The 20,698-nt window shown below is 55.1% G+C and carries 20 protein-coding genes; 8 read left to right on the forward strand and 12 right to left on the reverse strand.

Annotated elements, in window-relative coordinates:
* Window position 1 precedes the first annotated feature (1 nt).
* Window positions 2–1,855, forward strand: a complete 1,854-nt coding sequence (locus QZ190_RS02675; protein ID WP_291913180.1) for a hypothetical protein — start codon at window positions 2–4, stop codon at window positions 1,853–1,855.
* A gap of 223 nt (window positions 1,856–2,078) precedes the next feature.
* Here the strand turns inward: QZ190_RS02675 and QZ190_RS02680 are convergent, their stop codons facing one another.
* The 8 genes from QZ190_RS02680 to QZ190_RS02715 form a co-directional block, all read right to left on the reverse strand.
* Entirely contained in the window at window positions 2,079–2,606 is a 528-nt protein-coding gene (locus tag QZ190_RS02680; protein WP_291913182.1) for a hypothetical protein, read from the reverse strand.
* A gap of 58 nt (window positions 2,607–2,664) precedes the next feature.
* The gene (locus tag QZ190_RS02685; RefSeq protein ID WP_053176209.1) at window positions 2,665–3,039 is read right to left on the reverse strand and encodes a hypothetical protein; all 375 of its coding nucleotides are present in this window, start codon (window positions 3,037–3,039) and stop codon (window positions 2,665–2,667) included.
* Window positions 3,040–3,088: 49 nt separating this feature from the next.
* Entirely contained in the window at window positions 3,089–6,208 is a 3,120-nt protein-coding gene (locus tag QZ190_RS02690; protein ID WP_291913185.1) for an efflux RND transporter permease subunit, read from the reverse strand.
* Window positions 6,209–6,220: 12 nt separating this feature from the next.
* Complete coding sequence (locus QZ190_RS02695) at window positions 6,221–7,315, reverse strand: HlyD family efflux transporter periplasmic adaptor subunit (RefSeq protein ID WP_291913240.1); 1,095 nt, start codon at window positions 7,313–7,315, stop codon at window positions 6,221–6,223.
* A 47-nt stretch (window positions 7,316–7,362) separates the two neighbouring features.
* On the reverse strand, window positions 7,363–7,899 hold the full coding sequence (locus QZ190_RS02700; protein ID WP_291913187.1) for a hypothetical protein: 537 nt from the start codon (window positions 7,897–7,899) through the stop codon (window positions 7,363–7,365).
* A gap of 32 nt (window positions 7,900–7,931) precedes the next feature.
* Entirely contained in the window at window positions 7,932–9,212 is a 1,281-nt protein-coding gene (locus QZ190_RS02705) for a TolC family protein (RefSeq protein ID WP_089957647.1), read from the reverse strand.
* A gap of 152 nt (window positions 9,213–9,364) precedes the next feature.
* Entirely contained in the window at window positions 9,365–9,718 is a 354-nt protein-coding gene (gene czcI, locus QZ190_RS02710; protein ID WP_108311101.1) for a cation efflux protein, CzcI family, read from the reverse strand.
* A 103-nt stretch (window positions 9,719–9,821) separates the two neighbouring features.
* A complete protein-coding gene (locus tag QZ190_RS02715; RefSeq protein WP_291913196.1) occupies window positions 9,822–11,954 on the reverse strand; it encodes a cation-translocating P-type ATPase in 2,133 nt (710 codons plus the stop codon).
* Between the two features lie 203 nt (window positions 11,955–12,157).
* Between QZ190_RS02715 and cadR the strand changes: the two genes are divergently transcribed.
* The gene (gene cadR, locus QZ190_RS02720) at window positions 12,158–12,607 is read left to right on the forward strand and encodes a Cd(II)/Pb(II)-responsive transcriptional regulator (RefSeq protein ID WP_100119145.1); all 450 of its coding nucleotides are present in this window, start codon (window positions 12,158–12,160) and stop codon (window positions 12,605–12,607) included.
* Window positions 12,608–12,713: 106 nt separating this feature from the next.
* Here the strand turns inward: cadR and QZ190_RS02725 are convergent, their stop codons facing one another.
* The 4 genes from QZ190_RS02725 to QZ190_RS02740 form a co-directional block, all read right to left on the reverse strand.
* Complete coding sequence (locus QZ190_RS02725) at window positions 12,714–13,031, reverse strand: YnfA family protein (RefSeq protein WP_053176984.1); 318 nt, start codon at window positions 13,029–13,031, stop codon at window positions 12,714–12,716.
* Between the two features lie 396 nt (window positions 13,032–13,427).
* Window positions 13,428–13,754 (reverse strand): LacI family transcriptional regulator, encoded by a 327-nt coding sequence (locus tag QZ190_RS02730; protein ID WP_194944739.1) that lies wholly within the window; start codon window positions 13,752–13,754, stop codon window positions 13,428–13,430.
* Between the two features lie 80 nt (window positions 13,755–13,834).
* The gene (locus QZ190_RS02735; protein WP_089957701.1) at window positions 13,835–15,256 is read right to left on the reverse strand and encodes a heavy metal sensor histidine kinase; all 1,422 of its coding nucleotides are present in this window, start codon (window positions 15,254–15,256) and stop codon (window positions 13,835–13,837) included.
* Complete coding sequence (locus tag QZ190_RS02740) at window positions 15,257–15,940, reverse strand: heavy metal response regulator transcription factor (protein WP_089958025.1); 684 nt, start codon at window positions 15,938–15,940, stop codon at window positions 15,257–15,259.
* 210 nt (window positions 15,941–16,150) lie between these two features.
* Here QZ190_RS02740 and QZ190_RS02745 point away from each other — a divergent pair, with 210 nt between their 5' ends.
* Genes QZ190_RS02745 through QZ190_RS02770 form a run of 6 tightly spaced genes read left to right on the forward strand, consistent with a single transcriptional unit; the run spans window position 16,151 to window position 20,653 of the window.
* Window positions 16,151–16,417 carry a hypothetical protein gene (locus QZ190_RS02745; RefSeq protein ID WP_228769235.1) on the forward strand — a complete coding sequence of 89 codons (267 nt, stop codon included), beginning with the start codon at window positions 16,151–16,153 and terminating at the stop codon, window positions 16,415–16,417.
* The gene (locus QZ190_RS02750) at window positions 16,414–17,847 is read left to right on the forward strand and encodes a TolC family protein (RefSeq protein ID WP_089957694.1); all 1,434 of its coding nucleotides are present in this window, start codon (window positions 16,414–16,416) and stop codon (window positions 17,845–17,847) included. The genes QZ190_RS02745 and QZ190_RS02750 overlap by 4 nt, the downstream gene beginning before the upstream one ends.
* A gap of 15 nt (window positions 17,848–17,862) precedes the next feature.
* Complete coding sequence (locus tag QZ190_RS02755; RefSeq protein WP_089958022.1) at window positions 17,863–19,275, forward strand: copper oxidase; 1,413 nt, start codon at window positions 17,863–17,865, stop codon at window positions 19,273–19,275.
* 22 nt (window positions 19,276–19,297) lie between these two features.
* Window positions 19,298–19,792 (forward strand): cupredoxin family protein, encoded by a 495-nt coding sequence (locus QZ190_RS02760; RefSeq protein ID WP_089957691.1) that lies wholly within the window; start codon window positions 19,298–19,300, stop codon window positions 19,790–19,792.
* 26 nt (window positions 19,793–19,818) lie between these two features.
* Window positions 19,819–20,301 (forward strand): DUF411 domain-containing protein, encoded by a 483-nt coding sequence (locus tag QZ190_RS02765; protein WP_089957688.1) that lies wholly within the window; start codon window positions 19,819–19,821, stop codon window positions 20,299–20,301.
* Window positions 20,302–20,308: 7 nt separating this feature from the next.
* Window positions 20,309–20,653, forward strand: a complete 345-nt coding sequence (locus QZ190_RS02770; RefSeq protein ID WP_089957684.1) for a copper-binding protein — start codon at window positions 20,309–20,311, stop codon at window positions 20,651–20,653.
* Window positions 20,654–20,698: the final 45 nt, after the last annotated feature.

Below are 20,698 nucleotides of genomic sequence, written 5' to 3' on the forward strand. Positions count from 1 at the left end.
CATGACAATTCTGACATGGAAGCCAGGCACGCTGTTGCCCTACACGTCACTTTGGCTGACATTGAGAAAACTGGCCCACTTGAACAAACTCAGAATTTCTGACTTTCCACTGAGTGAAAGTTTTTCACCCAGGGCGAAACGTGCGCAGAGTCAAAGCCGTTCGGTTCAAAATGTTGATCTTCGGGTTTTGGCTCGACTGATGGGTGAGCCAGTTCAATTTTTTTCATTTTGTGATCATCGATTCATTCCATACTGCTGGCAATTCTTGTTCACACCCCAAAACGGCTACTGCCCAAAGTGCTTGGAGTTGGGGTATCACACCAGACTTTTTTCACTGAAATTGCTCAATCAGTGCCCGATCCACGAGGAGCCTCTGCACGTCGAATGTTCGTGCATGAAGAACGATGGAGAGCGTGTTGATGCCATGTCTCTTGCTTATCCAAATACCTGCCAATGTTCAAGCCTGAAGTATTTCGATCCAGCGCGCTTGCACGGAAACGATCATCGTTTGATCGACACCGAAAAACTCAAGCCTCTTGCCGATTGGTTGACGTCGTTGAGCGCCATTTATGTGGCCTCGTACATGAACAGAAAATTTGATGCTTTGCACGAGGAAGAATGGCTCATTCGACTCAAAGAATTGTGTGAAATCCAAGCTATCGCATATCCGAATGCATTGATCAAATATGAAACACCTAATTACCGTTACGCCTACAGAACTAAGAGTATTGAATTTCGAGAGCTACCAAATAAACCTCGGCTGGGATTCGAGCAGGGTGGTCACACTGATTTTTGGAGAATGAGTTTTGTACCAACAGATGTCTACAAATCTGTAGCGCGGTATTTGCGTCGGCACGTGGTTCCGCGATCTGATTATTGGGTGTGGCAATTCAGAAAGTGCATAACGCCAGAGGCGATTGCAGCACTGCTGCGATCCAACCGGCAAGCTCGTCTGGCATTCATAGAGCTGATTTGGGCCAGAACCGTTGAGCCGACGGTGGACATAAGGCGTTGGGATGAGCGTAAGAAATTCCCCCCAGAAGGAGGGTGGTACAGATGCAAATTTTCAGAGTTCTTGGGTGAGGCGTCCGTTGGATTTGAGCAGTACCTTCAGAGGGCGTCAAAAGCAGAGAATTCATTATGGGTCCGAAGTCACGTCTTTGGCCTGTACTGCCTGGCAGTTTGGAAAGAAGCAGAGCGATTTGTTGAATACAAGATCAAACAGGGACGATGCACTTGGTCAACCGATGACATTCGTCAATTGAACCTTTTCCAGATCACAGTGACCCGGCCTACTGCACGAAGTCTGGAGTTCACAAGCTATGTGGATGAGCCATTGGCATTGACACGAAAAATCGGACGAAGCAAATCACAAAGAGTTTTGGATCATGACAACCTTACCCAAGCGATGAAAGAAAAGTGTGGGTCAGGTCTTTGTTTGACTTGGTCCGAGCGTGATGGTTGGCACACAGCGCCAAGTGTTGAACTCTGTGATGGTTGGAAAATCCACCATGTGTCCATCGCTCCCAGACGACGAATTAAATCAATCCTGGTCTACTCAGGAGGGTACTTTTACCTACGGTTGGTTGACTACAAAATTCAAGTCTTTTCAGTCCGAACATCCGACCTGTTCGGTTTTATGCGCCTGCAATTTGCTCAATTTTGCAAGATGAACAACCTCTCGCTCTCCAACGATGAGCATAATTTTGCTCACCCTTTGAAGGCTATTTCGAGTCCGGTATGTAGGAGTTTTGATCAATATAAATATTTATGTGAACGTGAAATTGATCGGCATGGATTTTGCGCATCAGATCGTCGTATCGAAGCCTTTCGGTTGAACGGGTTGGTCTCATAGCGAAATGATTTCGTTGAAATATGGCCAATTCAGACCCGGTCATCTATCATTGCCTTGAGGGTGAGGTAGAGGCCATAAGCGGACGATAAGGATATTGCATCAACCTGAGCTTCAGGCTGATTGCAGGCGTTTGTGAAACCAAGCGTGTTGAGTGTTTGCGCCATGAACGTCACTGCCACTCCCACCGCCAATGACAAACAGTCATGGCGGGGGCCCCAGAACATCAAAGGAAAGTGATGTCTTTGATCAAACGGGAACGCAGTGCGCGCCGTTTAAGTTGATCAACTGAGTCATCTGTCCACCAATGTGAAGAGTTGCCCCAGATCCAATCGGTACCCGTAATCCCTAGTAACCGAACTTCTCCCTTCGTACCTGAAATTGTTCGATCAAAGGTCTTGCCTCCAACATTGAAGGTGATTTGATGAGTCCCCTCTTTTAATCGCAGGCGAATCATGGAGTTTGGAACAGTCTCCATCGCTGCGCCACCATCCACAGAAATGTCCAACGGATGATGTCCGTCGCCCCAATAACGCACGACGTAAACCGTCAGAGCTTCAGGCACTGAGGCAAACAACTTTGCTTCATCATCCTTGGCAATGCTGGGTGCAGGATCTTTGGTGCAGTAACCATTTCTTCCTCGATCCGTATGGCAATACGGCTTCTCAGCGATTCGATCAACCGGTGAAGCGCAGCCTGCGATGCCAAGTACGCAAGCTGAGACGACGATTGTTTTGGTAATCCAAGTTTTCATAATAGTTTCCCAAAATTGATCCACCATTTGTGGCAAAAACAAGTAAGTTGTAAACGCCTCATTTCAGAACAAAACGTGCAGAAGTGGTTTTCCCAGCTGAACTGAATTGAGCAACAACCTTTGTCCCAGGAGCTACCTTGAAGCTACCTTTGGCTTCAAGCTTGTCGCCTGTTGGTTTCAACTCAACTTCTTGCTTGTCAGCGCCAGAAAGCAGTGTGACTTTTGCCGTCGTTTTACTCACGTCAACGGGTTTGCCATGGTCACGCACGAACAACTGCAGCACATCAGGTTTGGCGACCAGTTCGTAGTCAACATCCTTGACGGTGGTCAAAACACCACCTTGCATGGGTTTGTGATCCGCATCGTGTGGCCCTGCCCATGCGAGTCCGCTGAGAAAAAGCGACGATGTGATCAAGAGCGTATGGAATTTCATGAGATGTCCTTTTGAGGTTTTGGTTGAGGTTGAAGAAACGAATGAATGGTCAGAATGCTTCAGCATCTTTGTCTTGCAAAAGCGCCTCGGCAGGTTTGCGGCCAAAGAGCCAAAACATGGCAGGCGTCAGAAAGGTGTCGAGCAGCGTCGAGCTGATCAAGCCCGAGAAAATCACCACGGCGACCGGGTGCAAAATTTCGGTGCCGGGGCGTTCGGCCTCGAAGAGCAATGGTGCCAATGCGAAGGCAGTCACCAAGGCCGTCATCAACACCGGGCTCAAACGTTCCATCGAACCGCGCAAGATCATGGGCTTGGTGAAGGACTCTCCTTCAAAGCGCATCAGGTTGATGTAATGACTGACCTTCAAAATGCCGTTACGCACCGAAATGCCAGCCAACGTGATGAAGCCGACCAAGGCGGCCACCGACAAGGGCTGACCTGACAACCACAGACCCAACACGGCACCCACGAGCGCCAAGGGAATGTTCACCATGATTAAGGCCGACAAAACGGCGGACTTGTAGCGGCTGTAAAGCACCACAAACATCAACACCACAGAGACCACCGAGAGCAAAGAGATCAGGCGTGAGGCTTCTTCTTGCGCCTGAAACTGTCCTCCAAGGGTGATGAAGTAGCCCTCTGGCAATCGAGAATCCGCCGTCACTTTGCGTATGTCGGCCACGACTTCTGACAATGGGCGGCCCGAAGCGTTGGCAGAAATCACGATACGCCGCTTGCCGTTGTCGCGACTGATTTGGTTGGGACCATCGGCGTCTTCAATCGTTGCGATTTTGGACAGCGGAATTCTGCCCGAGGGTGTTTCGATCAACACCTGGCCCAAGCCTTCCAGCGATCGTGCGGATTCTGGTAAACGCACAACCAACGCAAAGCGGCGACCTCCCTCCATGATTTGCGTGACACGTTCACCTTCCACCAAGGTCTGCAGTGTGGCAAGCACTTGCGCGCCAGACAGGCCGTATTGCGCCGCTGCCGCATAGTCCAACCGTACCTTGATCTGGGGCGCAAGAACTTGTTTTTCGATTTGCAGGTCAGCTATGCCCTCGATGCCTGACAGCCGTGAGCGCAGCGCATCGGCTTGCCCGCGCAGCACGTCCAGGTCTTCGCCAAAAATCTTGATGGCGATTTGGGAGCGCACGCCCGACAGCATGTGGTCGATACGGTGTGAGATGGGTTGCCCCACCTCAATCGAGGCAGGCAGGTTGACCAAGCGTGCACGGATGTCGGCACGGACCTCATCCATTGAGCGCGTCAACTCGCCTGAGGGTTTGATGCCCACGTCCAATTCGCTGACATGAACACCTTCGGCATGCTCATCCAGTTCAGCACGTCCGCTGCGCCTGCCCACATGCAGCACTTCGGGCACCTGCTTGACCAGCACTTCGGCCTGGCGCGCCAGGTCAGAGGACTCGGTCAAGGTCACGCCCGGGTTCAGCCGTATGCCCACCAGCAAGGTGCCTTCATTAAAAGGAGGCAAGAAGGTGGTCGGAAAAAACGGAACAGCCGCCGCAGCCAACACCACCGCCACACATGCACTGGTTATCGCCACGCGTGGCTTGTCCAGCACTTTTTGCAAACTGCCTTTGTAGCCTTGCTTGAGCCATGCCAGCACTTTGGTGTCGCCATGGTCCAGGTTTTTCATGCCCGGCAAGAGGTAGTAGCTCAGCACCGGCGTCATCGTTACCGACACCAACAAAGAGGCCAGTGTCGAGATGATGAAGGCAATGCCCAGCGGCACAAACAACTTGCCTTCCAGGCCCGGCAAAGCAAAAAGCGGCAGGAAGACCAGCACGATGATCACCGTCGCATAGAGGATCGCCGAGCGGACTTCCATGGACGCCTTGGCCACGAGCGCGAGCAGCGACAGGCGCTGACTGGGGTCCTTGGCACGGTCTTCTTTCATGCGCCGCAAGATGTTTTCCACATCCACCACGGCATCGTCCACCAGTCCGCCAATGGCAATCGCCAGTCCTCCAAGCGTCATGGTGTTGATCGACAAGCCAAAATACTTGAACACCAGTGCCGTGATGAAGATGGACACTGGGATGGCGGTGAGCGCGATGATGGTGGGTCGAACTGTGCCCAAGAAGAAGAAAAGGATCGCGGCCACAAACAGCGACGCACCGATCAACTTGCCTTGCAGCGTCGAGATCGACGCCTCAATGAAGCTGGCCTGGCGGAAGGTCACACGGGGTGCCTCCATCCCCTCAGGAAGGGATGCCTTGAGATCCGTAATCGCTTCTTCAATCGACTGTGTCAAACGGGTCGTGTCAGCGGTGGGTTGCTTTTGAACGCCCAGAATCACGGCGGGCTTGCCCTCAAAGCCTGCATCCCCACGTTTGATGGCTGCGGCAAAAGTGACCTCAGCGATCTGGCGCAACAAGATGGGCTGACCGTTCTTGGCGGTGATGGCCAGATTGCGCAAGTCCTCCAGACGGGAAGTGCGACCAAGATTTCGAATCAGGTACTCGCGCCCGTTGAGTTCCAGAAACCCCCCCGAGGTGTTGGCCGAAAACCCGCGCAACGCCGACTCCAACTGGTCCAAGGAGATGCCCAAGTCAGACATGCGCGCTGTATTGGGCTGCACCTGAAACTGACGCACTTCGCCGCCAATGGGGATGATCTGTGCGACACCCGGTATGGACAAGAGTCGTGGCCGGAGCACCCAGTCGGCGTACTCACGCACGGCCATAGGGGAGATTTTCTGCGGATCGACAGGAATAGCGATTTGCATGATCTCACCCATGATGGAACTGATAGGCCCCATCCGTGGAATTACCCCGGCAGCCAAACCTTCTTCCATGGACGAGAGGCGTTCAGACACCAGTTGGCGTGCCCGAAAAATCTCCGTGTCCCAGTTGAAGGTGACATACAAAAAGGACAGGCCAGCAGAAGAGGTTGAACGAACCGATTCGACCCCAGGCAAGCCATTCATGGCCGTCTCCAGAGGAAAGGTAATCAGTTGCTCGACCTCTTCGGGCGCCATGCCACCCGCCTCGGTCATGATCGTCACGGTCGGTTTGTTGAGGTCGGGAAAGACATCGACTGGCGTTCGAGACAATGTGAATGCCCCGTAAGCCATCAACACGGCACCCGCTATCAACACCAGAAGCCGGTTGGTCAGGCTATTTTCGAGAAGCCACTTGAACATATCGTGACCCCTTTAACGGACTTGGTTGATGAGCGTGGCACCTTGGGTCGCCACACGATCGCCAGACTTCAAGCCCGAGATCACCGTGACACGCGCTCCATCCAGGGGCTCGAACGTCACTGTGCGTGGTTCAAACTGCTCAGCTGCAGACTTGACCCACACCACGTTCTGATTGGCAGCGTTTTTCATCAGTGCCGACTGGGGGACCGCAATACCCTGTGTCTTTTGCTTGGACTGCACATAGACTTTGACGGGCTGTCCAACGGCCAGGCCTAATAGTTCCGGGCTTTGCACTTGGAAGTTCAGCGGCAGAGCTTGCTCTCGCAAACTGCGCGCTGCACCCATGAAAACCAGTGGCGTGCGCTGGTCGCCGACAGCCAATGTGGCACCGCCGATGTTGTTGGCCACTGAGATATCAAAAGCCAAGGCTTCAATGCGCAGCCGCTTCGGGTCGACAATTTCAAAAATCAATTCCCGCGTGTCCACCACTTGGCCTGCCACGACATGCGCCGAGGCAATCACGCCAGAAACGGGCGCGACCAGTGCTTCTTTGCTGCTGAGGCCGCCACCGACGGCCGACAGGCGATCGGTCAGGCTGAGCACATCACTCTCTGCGGCTTCTACTTCCTTGCGCGGAACCGTGTCCGACAACTCGCGCAAACGTGCCAAACGCTTTTCAGCAAGCGCTTTGGCAGCGCGAAATTCGGCCAATTGAGTCAACTGACCTGCACGCTCCAGGGGGGCGACCGCAGGGACCACGTAGGCCAATACCTGACCCTTCTTAACGCTTTGCCCTGCGTTGGGCAGGCCATTAGGGCCGGGCTCAATGCGGCCAGCGTTAATGGGTTGGACTTTGCCTCCTGCGTTGGGGTCCATCAGTACCTGACCATTGAGTTCAAAGGCGCGTGGCAGCTCAGCGGTTTCCACCACCATCGTGCGCACATTCAGTTGGCGTTGGGCTGGTTTGGGCAGAAACACGCTGCCATCGGCCATGCGCTGTGGACCATTGGCATTGGCCGTCGCAGGCGCAGCGCCGTGGTCATGGCCTTCGCCCGCGTACGTAGGCAGCGCAGCACCTGTAAGGGTCAAAGCAGTGGCCAGTGCCATCCAGTGGCGTTTTTTTGAAGTGTTGATTGTTTTCATGCTGAGGCTCCTTAGGCCGTACGAGCTTGTTGACGAAAGCGAACGATCGCGCCTAATGCCATCAGGGCCAATAACCCCCCGCCGATCCACAGGGCGATGCCTTTCCAAGAAGAACCACTGACAGGTTCATCTTCGTCCTCGTGCAAATCGAGTTCGCCAGTCAGCAGGTCGTTCAGTTCACCGGCCTGAATGGTTGCGGTGATGGCAATGACGCCAGGTTTGAGCGTGTCCTTGAGGATGACTTCGTATTCACCTACGCCATGTTTTTCGGCTTTGTATTTGCCGCCTTGAATATCGATGTCAATTAGGGCGTCATTGACCGGACTGTTGTCTGTAAAACGGTCCAGGTAAATCGTCAGCTGCTTGCCATTGACAATGCCGACCATTTCCAGATCCTCTGAAAACGCGACGAAACGCGGCAGTGCTGTTCCCTGGGTTTTTGGCGCAGCTTCCGCGTGATCGTGACCCGCACCGGCAATGGCCATAGGACTGAGTAATGTGAATATCAGCGCCATAAAGGTGGCGACTGTTGAATGAATGATCTTCATAGTGTTCCTTGAATTTTTGAGGGGTGTCAGCATCACTGAGGCAGCAGGCCCAAGGACTGCCGCAATGCCGAAATGGCGGAGGCTAGGTCAATTCGGCTTCGAGCGGCTTGTCTCGCGGCCTCTGCAGCCTCTGCTTCAATGCGCAAGCGGGTGGGCAGATCCGACTCGCCCAGCCTGAACGACTTGTCAAAAAAGCTGCGGGACTCGTTGGCCAGCTGGGCTCGTCGCTGCGCAGCATCAAGTTGAGTGCGTGCGGCCTCCAGACGAGCAGCAGCGCCTTGTTTGTCGGCTTGAATGCGCGCCTGCTCGAGGACCAGTTGTGACTGCACTTCTATCGCTTCGGCTTGTGCAGTCGCAAGACGGGCGTCATGCCTAGGGCCTGCACCCAAGGGCACGCGAATGCCAATCAGCACAGTCTGGCCATAGCGTTCTCCAAATGCCCCACGGCCGCGCGTGGTGGCCACCGTGAGTTCCGGGTTGGATCGCCTCTGGGCGCTGATCAGCTGAGCCGTCCGCTCGGCCATCGTGATGCGATCCTCCAGTTCAGCCAACAAGGGATGCCCCACTGACGCACCCGTATGTGGGGTCGAATCTGGCGTTGGCTCCACCGCCGCGTTGACTTTCAAGTCTGCCGGTGCCGTCCTGCCTGTTAGCGCCATCACTTGTGCCAAGGCTGCGGCAGATGCAGCTTGAGCTTGGGCGGCATGCGCTTGGGCCGCAGCGACAGCGCCTTCGGCTTGATGCTGGTCGGACTTTGCCAGATCACCCGCGTTGGTCCGTTTGGCAACATCAGCGGCGAGGCGTTGTGCATTGGCCAGTTGTTCGCTCGCCAGTTCAGCATCTACGCGAGCTCGCAACCAGCCCCACCAAGCATCCCTGACGGAAGAAGCGAGCCGAAGTTGTGAGGCGAGCAGCTTGCGCTCAACCAACGATATTTCAGCTTGCGCCAGATCGGCACTGGCTGTGCGTTGTCCGGGTAGCCAAATTGGAACTGCGATACCCACCTCAGCTTCCCGCGCACCGCTGTTGCCTGTCATCCGGTCTGATCGCTGACTTATCTCCAGCGAGGGCGGCTCGGGGGACAGCATCGACGCGGCTTTGGCCTGGGCCAGGGCGGCATCGCGACGCGATTGAAGCGCGTGCGCCTCGGGTTGCCTTTGCCACGCCGTTTCGAAAACATCTTTCAAGGACACCGAGCCACTCAACGCGGCGGCGGATGTGCCTTGTGCTTGGGCCGTCAGCACCAAGCCACTCAGGGTCATGACCAACAGCGCGATTCGAATCGGTGTCGGTCTTTTTTTGTACAAACTCATAGCTCATCTCCAATGGTGAAAACATCCAAGGAGATCAGCGAGCAGCGACAACACGTCGCTAGGCGATGACGCACAACGCGCAAAGCGTCATGTGCATCCGCACACAGGGGATTCGAAAAGAGGGAAAGGTAAAGAAACCCGAGGCTCGCCGATCAGGCAAGCACGGGCCATTGAGGCCGTTCAGGACGTTCACTTGCCATATGAGAAGCAATGACCTGAAGGTGAAGTGGGTGATCGTCAGAGGCTGCTAATGTGGTCTTGCTCAGATCGCTGACCAGGGCAGCGGCACAACCCATATGACAAGTGGCACAGTCATGGTCCATGCCCGCCGATTGAGGGGCATTTTTGCTGGACTCTTGCTGGTCAATTGACGCATGGTCATGGGTGTGGTGACCAGGGTGCTTGGCAGTCACACTGGTTTCGTGCTCGCAATAGCTTGCCATTGCTGCCCAGCTGTATTGCAAGGGCAACAGAACCAGCAAGAAGATTGCCAAGAACTTTTTCATAAGTTAATAGTTTAGTCGATTCAGGCTTACTTGATCACGGGACGAGGCGTTGGCCTCAGTAATCCTGAGGCAATGGGAGAGGTTTACAGCTGCCTGGGAGCCATCACTTGACTGCCTTGAGAAGCCGAAGCCCATTGAAAACCACCAACAAGCTTGCGCCCATGTCGGCAAAGACCGCCATCCACATAGACGCGTCATCAAAGATGGCCATGAGCAGGAATACCGCCTTGATGCCCAGAGCCAGGGTGATGTTCTGCCACAAAATGACATGGGTACGTTTGGAGAGGCGAATCGTCTCGGGCAAGCGGCGCAGGTCGTCGTTCATGACGACGACGTCGGCCGCTTCCATGGCCGTGTGAGTGCCCGCAGCGCCCATCGCAAAGCCAATGTTCGCCTTTGCAAGTGCCGGGGCATCATTGATGCCGTCACCGGTCATGGCCGTCACACCGTATCTTCCTTGGAACTCTTCAATCGCCTTGAGCTTGTCCTCGGGCAGCAGGTTGCCTCGGATTTCTGAAATGCCTGCCAAGTGTCCTACGGTGCGCGCCGTGGCGGCGTTATCACCGGTCAACATGATGGGAACGACCCCCAGCGCCTTCATTTCGGAAATGGCCTCGATCGATGACGGTTTGATCGTGTCCGCTACAGCGAAGAGCGCGATCACCTGGTCCCGATTGGCCAAAATGGTCACAGTTCGTCCTGCCTCCTCATGAACTGCGAGGCGTGCTTCCAATGTCGCAGAACACTGGCCGCGCTCTTCGATCCAGCGGTGATTGGCCAGGATGTAGGGGTGACCATCGATCACCCCCTGGACGCCACGACCTGCGACAGCTTCAAATGCTTCGACTTCTTGGGCTTGTACCGCTAGGCCTTGAGCAATCGCTTTCGAGACCGGGTGGTCTGAACGCGCAGCCAGGCTCTTTGCGAGCAGTTCTACCCCTTGCTCAGGCTCGTCGGGCGCGATGGGCTCGAACGCCACCAATTTGGGCTTCCCTTCGGTGATGGTGCCGGTTTTGTCCAAAGCGACGGCTTTGATCTTTCGGGCTTCCTCCAGGTAAACGCCTCCCTTGATCAAGATACCCCGCCGTGCCCCTGCGGCCAGACCACTCACCACCGTGACGGGTGTGGAGATGACCAAGGCGCAAGGGCATGCAATCACAAGCAGGACCAAAGCCTTGTAGACCGCTTCGAGCCACGTGATCCCGGCCACCCAGGGCATCAGGACGGCAACCAGCACCGCAAGGGCAAAGACCGCAGGTGTGTAGACGGCGGCGAACTGGTCAACAAAACGCTGCGTTGGTGCGCGAGAGGCCTGCGCTTCCTCGACGGCTTTGATGATCCGGCTGAGCGTGCTGTCTGAGGCGGGCGATGTGACCCGGATTTCCAAAGCAGAGGCCTGGTTGATGGTTCCGGCAAACACCTCATCACCAGGTCCTTTGTCCACGGGCAGGCTCTCGCCTGTCAAAGGCGATTGATCCACCGCGCTCTGACCCGCCAGCACGGTGCCATCAAGCGGAACACGCTCACCCGGAGAGATACGTACCACCGAGTTCAATGCAACAGACTTGACGTCAATCCGAAGCCAGCCGCCGTCCTCCTGGCGTACCTCGGCTTGCTCTGGTGACAAGGCAAGAAGGCTTTTGATGGCACCTCGAGCGCGGTCGACCGCCCGCGCTTCGATGGCCTCTGCAATGGCATAGAGCGCCATCACCATGGCGGCCTCAGGCCACTGGCCGATCAAGAAGGCGCCTGTGACGGCTACTGCCATGAGGGCGTTGATGTTCAATCGTCCTTGCCGCAGCGCAGCCAGGCCTTTTCCGTAGACGCCGAAGCCTGAAAGGAAGATGGCACCCAAAGCGATGGCCATGCCCAGGGCTTTGATCCAGGTCGTCGCAGGGAAGGCGTACGCGATCGCCTCTGCTGCCAATGCCAAGCCGAGCGCCGCCAGAAGCTTTCCCCACATGTCCCAAAACGTCGCAGACGCATTAGTTGTACCGGAAGGTTTTTTGTCGGCTTCATCGATGGGCTCAGGCTTAAACCCTGCCTTTCGAATCGCCTGTAGTGCGTTTGGCAATGCAGCTTGACTCGCAGAAATGGTCAGTACGCGTGCCCCCAGATCGAATCGCAAGGCTTCAATTTCCGGGATGCCATCCACAGCGCGCCGGATCTCGGACTCCTCTGAGGCGCAGTCCATGTTGGAGATACGGAACCTTTTCTGTGACTGGTCTGTGTTCATATGCGCCACGTCCTGCTCAGATTGCACCAAGGGTACGCAGAAAGCGGCTGAACATCCGTTCTCAGTCGGGCGGACCTGTGGCTTTGCGCCTTCGCAAGATGTACTTGTACTCATGATTTCTTCCTCGTTACAGCGATTAGAAACCCTGTAGCCACTTTAGAGTCAAGCGCCTAAAATATGGTCAACCGCTGATGGAGGACACCATGAGGATTGGAGAGCTCGCCAAGGCCACCGATACACAGGTGGAGACGATTCGCTACTACGAGCGTGAGGCCTTGTTGCCACAGCCGGGGCGAACAGAAGGCAACTACCGCGTCTATGGACCGGAGCACGTTGAACGACTTTCGTTCATTCGGTACTGCCGAAGCTTGGACATGGCCCTGGATGAGATTCGAGCGCTGTTGCGCATGAAAGATTCCCCCCCACAGGACTGTTCTGACATCAACGCCTTGGTTGATGAGCACATCAAGCATGTGGCGGTTCGAATCAGAGAGCTGAAGGTCTTGCAAAGGCAACTTGTTGAGTTGCGAACCGGTTGTGCCGGAAACGGCGCTGTCAGTGAGTGCGGTGTACTTTCCGGAATTGCTCAGGCCTCTAAGGAAGTGGGGCCGGTGGGCAAGCGAGGCGCGCGCCATGTGCATGGGGCGCACTGATTTGCGTCAAAGGGGTACGAGTCCCTTTGAGCGCCCGTAAACACTGTTCCGAGATCCGCAAGCAAGGCGCTTTTTTCAAAGCATTCTCCAAATTGAGGATCTGTTCCTAGCGCGGTTGAAAGGCAATGATGCTCATACCCAGCAGGGCCACGGCAACACCCGCGACATCCCAATTCGATGGTCGGATGCCGTCGACGGCCCATAGCCAAAGAATAGCTGCAAAGATGTAGACACCCCCGTAAGCAGCGTAGACGCGTCCGGTGGCAGCTTCGTGCAGTGTCAGTAGCCACGCGAAGGCCGCCAGACTGACTCCGGCGGGTATCAGCAACCATGGAGATCCGTTTTGCTTGAGCCAGAGCCAGGGCAGGTAGCACCCCACGATTTCAGCGATTGCGGTTGCGAAATAGAGCGTGATGGTCTTCATTTGATCTCCTGTGCCTGATTTTCCATACTAGTTCATACCCCAGTTGCGTATTCCAGTGATGTTGACCAATCAACCCAGCAACGTGACCAACTAGTCCAATCGTTGTAACCATCGACAGCTATCGGCCAAAAGCGGACGATGCTGTTGTTGTATCAATCTGTGATTTAGGCTGGTTGTAGTCACTCGCGGTAAGTGGACGTCATAGTTGCGGCGATTACTACCGGTCATTTAAGCGGGAGGAGCTACGAGGACCGTTGTAATTGAAATACCGGTCACTCGACATGCCGCGTATGCGATCCGTGCTTATGCGAACATGATCGGGCGGTCTGGTGCTGGCTGTACAGACACCCCGCTGTCATGGAGTCAGTCGCCATCACTATCTTTTACAGTCCCGTCTCACCAAATCCGTAACCGCTGCTCCTCCCACAGCGCAGGCGGGTCCACCGCAAGATCAAACAGCGTCAGGTGATCCGGCAGCGTATCCTCCAAAATCGCCTCGACGATGTCCGGTGCCAGCGTAGTCAAATTCACCATCCGGCTGACGTAGCTGTTGTCGACTCCCTCCAGCGCTACATTTTCAGTCAGGTTTTTCAACTTGCCGTACTCCAGCATTGCCAACCACCGGTGGCCCCTGGCCAGCGCCAGTTCCAGCGGTGTGGCCGCCACGTCCCACGGCCGCAGCAGTTTCCCCGGTCGCCTTGATTGCTCATTGGGCAGTCTCATTTGTTTGCGCCCGCTGCGGCGGTTGTTATGAATCGGTACAGCGCGATCCGGCCCTCTCTTGTTCACGCAAAAGGCGTTATTCAGGGCCGACTAAGTAGTTCAGTCGCTTGCCTCATCCTTGCTTGAAGCCCTGGAAAAACAAGCCTGAATCGAGTCCACTCCTGGTCTGAAGTAACCGAGATCGCCCCGCCATGGGCCTCGACGATGGCTTTGGTAATCGACAGCCCCAAGCCTGCCCCGTCAGAAGCTGGGTGCCTGCGTGCTGAGTCTGCGCGATAGAAGCGCTCGAAGACTCTCTGCTGGACATCCAATGGAATCTCCTTGCCCGTGTTTTTGACAGTGACTTCAATTCCACGCGACGAACTTTCGATTCTGACGCCCACGACACCGCCGACTGGTGCATGCCTGAGCGCATTGGATAGGAGGTTGCTCAAGGCACGTCTGAACATCAAACGATCGCCATAGATTCGCCCATCACCTTCCACGCTCATCAAGATGCGTTTTTCGTCCGCAACGGCTTCATAAAATTCAACGAGTTCGCGAGCTCCTTGTGCTGCCGAGAAGGACTCCTTATGGGGCAGGTCTACCCCCCGCTCTGTCTTGGCGAGGAATAGCATGTCTGATACCACCCGAGCCAAACGCTGCAATTCCTCTGCGTTGGACGCCAGCGTATCTTGGTATGTCTTAAGGTCGCGTTGGGTGGACAGCGTCACCTGTGTTTGGGTGAGGAGATTGCTGATGGGTGTGCGAAGTTCATGTGCCAAATCCGCCGCAAAATCAGCAAGCTGTTTGAAGTCGTTCTGCAGGCGACCCAACATCTCATTGAGTTCCCTTGCCAAATCTGCCATTTCAATCGGGACGGCATCCTCGGGCATGCGCTCTTGCAACTGTTGGCCTGTCACTGCAGCGGCGCGACGTTTCATTGCGCGCAGCGGAGACATGCCTTGATGAGCCGCGAACCAAGCCAAGAATCCGCTTAGAAGAATGGCCAGCACAGCATAGATCGCAATGCTGCGCCGGAGCTCCCTCATGAATTCTTGGTGGTGCTGCGTATCGACGGCGAGTGATATTTGGAGCGGCCCGGCCATTCCCTGAACCATGCCAGCAGTAAAGCTCATCTCATGGAACTCGCGACCGCCACTCCTCCAAGACTGAAGCCCGTGGCCGTCGTCATTCGTGATGAATGATGCTTGCGTAGTCGGGCCGCTGTATCCGTTGGTCTGGTACAACTTTTCACCCTGCGGTCCTTTGACCAGAGCGTAAAGGCTGTGGTGATGGCTCAATGCTTCGTTCAGGCGACTGCGAGCTTCTTCATGGGATCGAGAACTGGCCAGAATGCCCTCGATCAGGTGCTTTTTATCATCCAAGGCGGCGCTATCGAGGTCGACGAAGTGCCTATCAGCCTCTACCATGAAAAGAAGCGCCAAGCCCAGGATGACCGAACTGGCCAGCGCTATAAAAAAGATGGTGAGGCGGGATGTCAGTGACAGCCTGCGAAACATCTAGCGACCCTCCGGCGCTTCGAGCACGTAGCCCATGCCGCGTACAGTTTGGATCAGCTTGAACTGGTGATCATCATCGATCTTGACGCGCAGACGCCTCATGGCCACCTCGATGACGTTAGTGTCGCTGTCGAAGTTCATGTCCCAAACCTGAGAGGCGATCAGCGACCTGGGCAGGACTTCTCCCTGCCTACGCATCAGCAGTTCTAGCAATCCAAACTCCTTGGCGGTGAGATTAAGGCGCTTGCCGTCTCGGGTGACGCGGCGGCGTAGCAGATCAAGTTGGAGGTCTGCCACCTGCAAGATCGTGGATTCGGTGCCACTACGACCGCGGCGCACAATGGTGCGAACTCGGGCCAAGAGCTCGGCAAAGGAAAACGGCTTGACGAGGTAATCGTCGGCGCCTAATTCAAGCCCCTTCACGCGATCTTCCACCTGATCGCGGGCGGTGAGAAACATGGCTGGCACTTGTAGGCCTTCATGACGTATCGCCTGCAGGACCTCCCAACCGTTCATGCCCGGCATCATCACATCCAGGATCGCGAGATCGTAGTTACCGCCAAGAGCTAGGTGAAGGCCGTCGGGCCCATTTCTGGCCAAGTCCACAACGAAACCGGCCTCGATCAGTCCCTGGCGCAGATATGCCCCGGTCTTAGGCTCATCTTCCACAATCAAAATTTTCATTGGCAACTGACCCTCTTTGGCAGACCTGAGTATGACGACTTCCATTTGTTGCGATGGCAAGATGACAAATATGTAATCTTTTCGACATCGTGCTGACGACTTGGTATTTTAATAATTCCCCCTATCTATGTTACCGATCACATTGAGGAAACCATGCTCGTCAGACGTTCACTATTATTCGCACAGACATGTCTCGCCCTGAGTTGTGCCATGTTAGCTGGTGTAGCCGCGGCCCAAGCCACCAGCGAGCCCGTGAAAAATCTTTCGGTGGTGGAAGTTGAGTACAAGTCTGCACTTAGTGACTTCCGCCCCTATAACGACCAGGCCATTCAGTCATGGGTCAAAGCCAACGACTTGGTAGGTCGTATTGGAGGCTGGCGCAGCTATGCCAAGGAGGTCGCGACAGGTGAGGCCCTGAAGGACGCCTCTGACGTGCCTGATACGCAATCTGGTCATCATGGGGGAGTCAAGCCATGAAGCGCATCCCAAGCACCTCGCTAGGGAAACTGGCGCTATCCGCGATCGCCTTGGCCACGCTTGCCGGTTGCGCCACTGTTAGCCTCGAACAAAACGTTGCCCGGGTGAACGAGGAGGCCAAGAGTTTTGCCGAAGGGCAGATTTCTCTCGCGCGGACTGCCGATGAGCGCGAACAGCGTGCGCAGGCGGCCCAGAAGCTGCTTCAAAACATTCTGGGTCAGCGCGAGGCGGTCCAGCTGGCGCTCGTCAACAGCCCATCGCTCCAGGCGTTGCTGGCTCAAGGTTGGGCGGAGTCCGCAGATGCGGCACAAGTGGGCACGATTGCAAACCCGGTCTTCTCCCTGGAACGCATGGTGGCCGGTGATGCGCTGGAGTTAAACCGTGCGCTTTCCTTTGGTCTGCTCGATATTCTGACCCTCCCTAGTCGCCAGGGAATCGCCAACCGTCGCATCGAAGTGGCCCATCTGCGACTGTCGAGTGATGTGGTCGACCAGGTCACCCGCGTGCGCCAGGCATGGGTCCGCGCCGTGGCTGCCCAACAGACGCTTCAGTATGCCAAGCAGGTGTATGAAAGCGCTGCAGCGAGTGCCGAACTGGCTCGCAGGATGCAGGCCATAGGCAACTTCAATCGCCTCACACGGGCTCGTGAGCAGGCCTTCTATGCGGACGCAGGGACCCGATTGGCAACAGCAACTCACCAAGTAACTGCTGCCCGCGAAGAGTTCGTACGCGTACTCGGTCTGGATGCCCAACAGGCCCAGATGCTCAAACTGCCGGACCGCTTGCCTGAACTACCCAAACAGGCGCTCGATCCGCAGGGCGTTGCGACGTTTGCTACGCGTAACCGCCTCGACATCCGTCTTGCCCAAAGCACACTGGATGCTTCCGCCAGAGCCCAGGGTTTGAACATGGTCACCAGCATCACCGACATTGAACTGAGGGCCATGCGCAACACCAGCACGAACAGCGTGGCGGGTGAGCGCAGCGTAGCGCGAGGGTATGAAATCGCGGTACGCCTGCCCATCTTTGATTGGGGGGGCATGCAGCGCGATGCCATGAACGCACGCACCTTGGCCGCAGCCAATCAGCTTGAGGCGACCGTCCGCTCGGCGGGTTCAAGCTTGCGAGAAAGCTACTCCTCCTATCGCACGGCTTATGACATTGCACGGCACAACCGGGACGAGGTGATACCGCTTCGTAAGGTGATCTCAGAAGAGAACCAACTGCGCTACAACGGAATGATCATCGGCATCTTCGAGTTGCTGGCGGACTCACGTGATCAGGTCTCTACGGTCATGGCTGCGATCGGAGCCGAGCAGCAGTTTTGGCTAGCGGATGCCGCGCTACAAGCCTCACTGGTCGGGCGACCGATGAACACTCCGCTGGCAGCCATGCCCAGTGCGCCAGCCGGTGGCGCTGCGCCTCATTGAATGAAAGATACAACGATGACTTCCAGAAGAGACTTTTTTAAGTACGCCGGGATTGCTGGTGGTGCCGTGGCCGCCAGCGCGGTCAGCCGCGTGGCGATGGCCGCTCTGCCTGAGCCTGTAATACAGACCAGCCCTAACACCATGGCGCCGCTTGTCCCCAACAGCGGACGCGCCTACAACCCGGTGGTGACGCTGAATGGATGGACTTTGCCATGGCGCATGAATCAAGGCGTCAAGGAATTTCACCTGGTCGCCGAACCAGTAGTGCGGGAAATGGCCCCTGGCTTTAAAGCCCATCTCTGGGGCTACAACGGCCAGAGCCCGGGGCCCACGATTGAAGTGGTCGAGGGCGATCGCGTGCGGATCTTCGTGACCAACAAGCTGCCAGAGCATACCTCCATTCACTGGCACGGGCAGCGCCTGCCCAACGGCATGGACGGTGTGGCCGGACTGAACCAGCCGGCTATTCCCTCCGGCAAGACGTTTGTTTACGAGTTCGTCGCGCGCCGGCCTGGCACCTTCATGTACCACCCGCATGCTGATGAGATGACACAGATGGCCATGGGCATGATGGGCTTTTGGGTGACCCATCCTAAGGTCAAGAATGATCTGATTGATGAGGTCCAGCGAGACTTCTGCTTCCTACTCAACGCCTATGACATCGATCCGGGCAGCTACACCCCCAAGATCATGACAATGCTGGACTTCAACCTGTGGAGCTGGAATAGCCGGATATTTCCAGGCATTGACAGCCTCAATGTTCGCCTGAACGACAAGGTGCGTATTCGCATTGGCAATCTGACGATGACGAACCACCCCATACATTTGCACGGCCATGAGTTCCTCGTCACTGGTACGGACGGTGGCCCGACACCCAAGAGCACCCGCTGGCATGAAGTGACGACCGATGTGGCCGTCGGTCAGATGCGACAGATCGAGTTTCTGGCAGATGAGGAAGGGGACTGGGCCTTCCACTGTCACAAAAGCCATCACACCATGAACGCCATGGGTCATAACGTTCCGACATTGATTGGTGTGGATCACCGTGGCATCGCCAAGAAGATCAATAACCTGATTCCAGACTACATGGTCATGGGTGAGCGTGGTATGGCCGACATGACTGAGATGGAAATGCCCATCCCTGACAACACCGCTGCGATGATGACTGGCCAAGGCCCCTTCGGATCGGTCGAAATGGGTGGCATGTTCAGCGTTCTGAAGGTCCGCCGTAATCAAAAGCCGGGGGACTACAAGGACCCGGGTTGGTACAAGCATCCCGAAGGCACGGTAGCCCATGAATACACCGGGCCGTTGACTGAACCAGCGCGCTTCAAGGCGGAGGGTGGGCAGTCCATGCCTCGCGCCCAGATGCCCGCCAAAACGACCGAAGTCAAGGTGCGCAAGCCCTCATCACATAGCAATCACTGAATTTTTTTTCCGGAGTTAACGAATGAAACCCAAGCACATCACTTCTCGCCAAATCTTTGTTTTGGTTGCTCTGACCCTGTCAGCGTCGGCTTTTGCGGCTGGAAAGCACGCCGGTGGGCATGGCCATGCTGACGAGGAAACCGCAATTGGCAAACCAGGTGTTGCCTCCAAGGTAACGCAGACCATCAATGTCGATATGACGGATAACATGCGTTACACACCCTCATCTATTCAGGTCAAGCAAGGAGAGACGGTCCGCTTTGTTGTCAAGAATCAAGGAAAGGTCAAGCACGAATTGAGTCTGGGCACCCAGAAGGAATTGCTCGAGCATCTGGAGCAGATGAAAAAATTCCCAGATATGGAACATGACGAACCTGGCAAAGTGACACTATCTCCAGGACAGCAAGGCGAAATTGTTTGGCAATTCACGAAGACTGGAACCGTAAATTTTGCCTGCTTGATGCCAGGCCACTACGAAGCTGGGATGAAGGGCGCGATCAAGGTTGGCAAGAAGTAATTTCATTACAGGATAGGGCTGCTGAAATGACTGACAAAAACAGTTCAAAAAATTCAACGAGGCGGTTGCTATTGTTGGGAATAGCTTCAATGTGCTCGTCCTCAATTGCTATTGCAGCCAGCCCAAACGCTATAGCTATACAAGTCTGGAAAGACCCTAACTGTGGCTGTTGCAAAGACTGGATTATTCATTTAGAAAAGAATAATTTTTCTTTGAAAGTAAACGATCAAGGTAATAACGCAGCGCGGGCTCGACTGGGTATGCCTCAAAAGTTCGCTTCATGTCATACAGCTCTGGTCGGTGGATATGTGATTGAGGGGCATGTGCCAGCCGAAGACATTCAACGTTTACTCAAAGAAAAACCACAAGCGTTAGGTCTTGCCGTTCCGGGGATGCCTATCGGATCTCCTGGAATGGACGGTCCTGTCTACGGCGCAAGGCGTGACGCGTATCAAGTCTTGCTAATCCAAAAAGACGGATCATCAAAAGTTTTTAACTCTTACTCATGAGGAAAATATGAAAAATATTCAAACGAAAATTGCAATTGCACTATTGACCATTGGTGCGGCTCTTCCCTTAAGCAGTTTTTCCCAAGCTGTCATGGATCACAGCAAGATGAACATGTCTCAAATGACGCCGTCTTTAACCGACGGAGAGGTCAAGAAAATTGATCTCGAAACTGGCAAGGTCACGATCAAACACGGCGAAATCAAACATATGGATATGCCGGGAATGACAATGGTATTTACTGCTAAAGATAAGAGTTTATTGACCAGCATCAAGCCAGGCGAAAAAATTAAGTTTATGGTGATCAATGAAGGTGGCAAGATGATCGTCACTGACATCCAGCTAGTTCAGTAAGAAAACGTCGCTGCATCGAAAATGTGCAGGGCTCCCTGTTCATTG

Origin of the sequence: Limnohabitans sp., assembly GCF_017848645.1 — a bacterium.
Lineage (GTDB): Bacteria > Pseudomonadota > Gammaproteobacteria > Burkholderiales > Burkholderiaceae_C > Limnohabitans_A.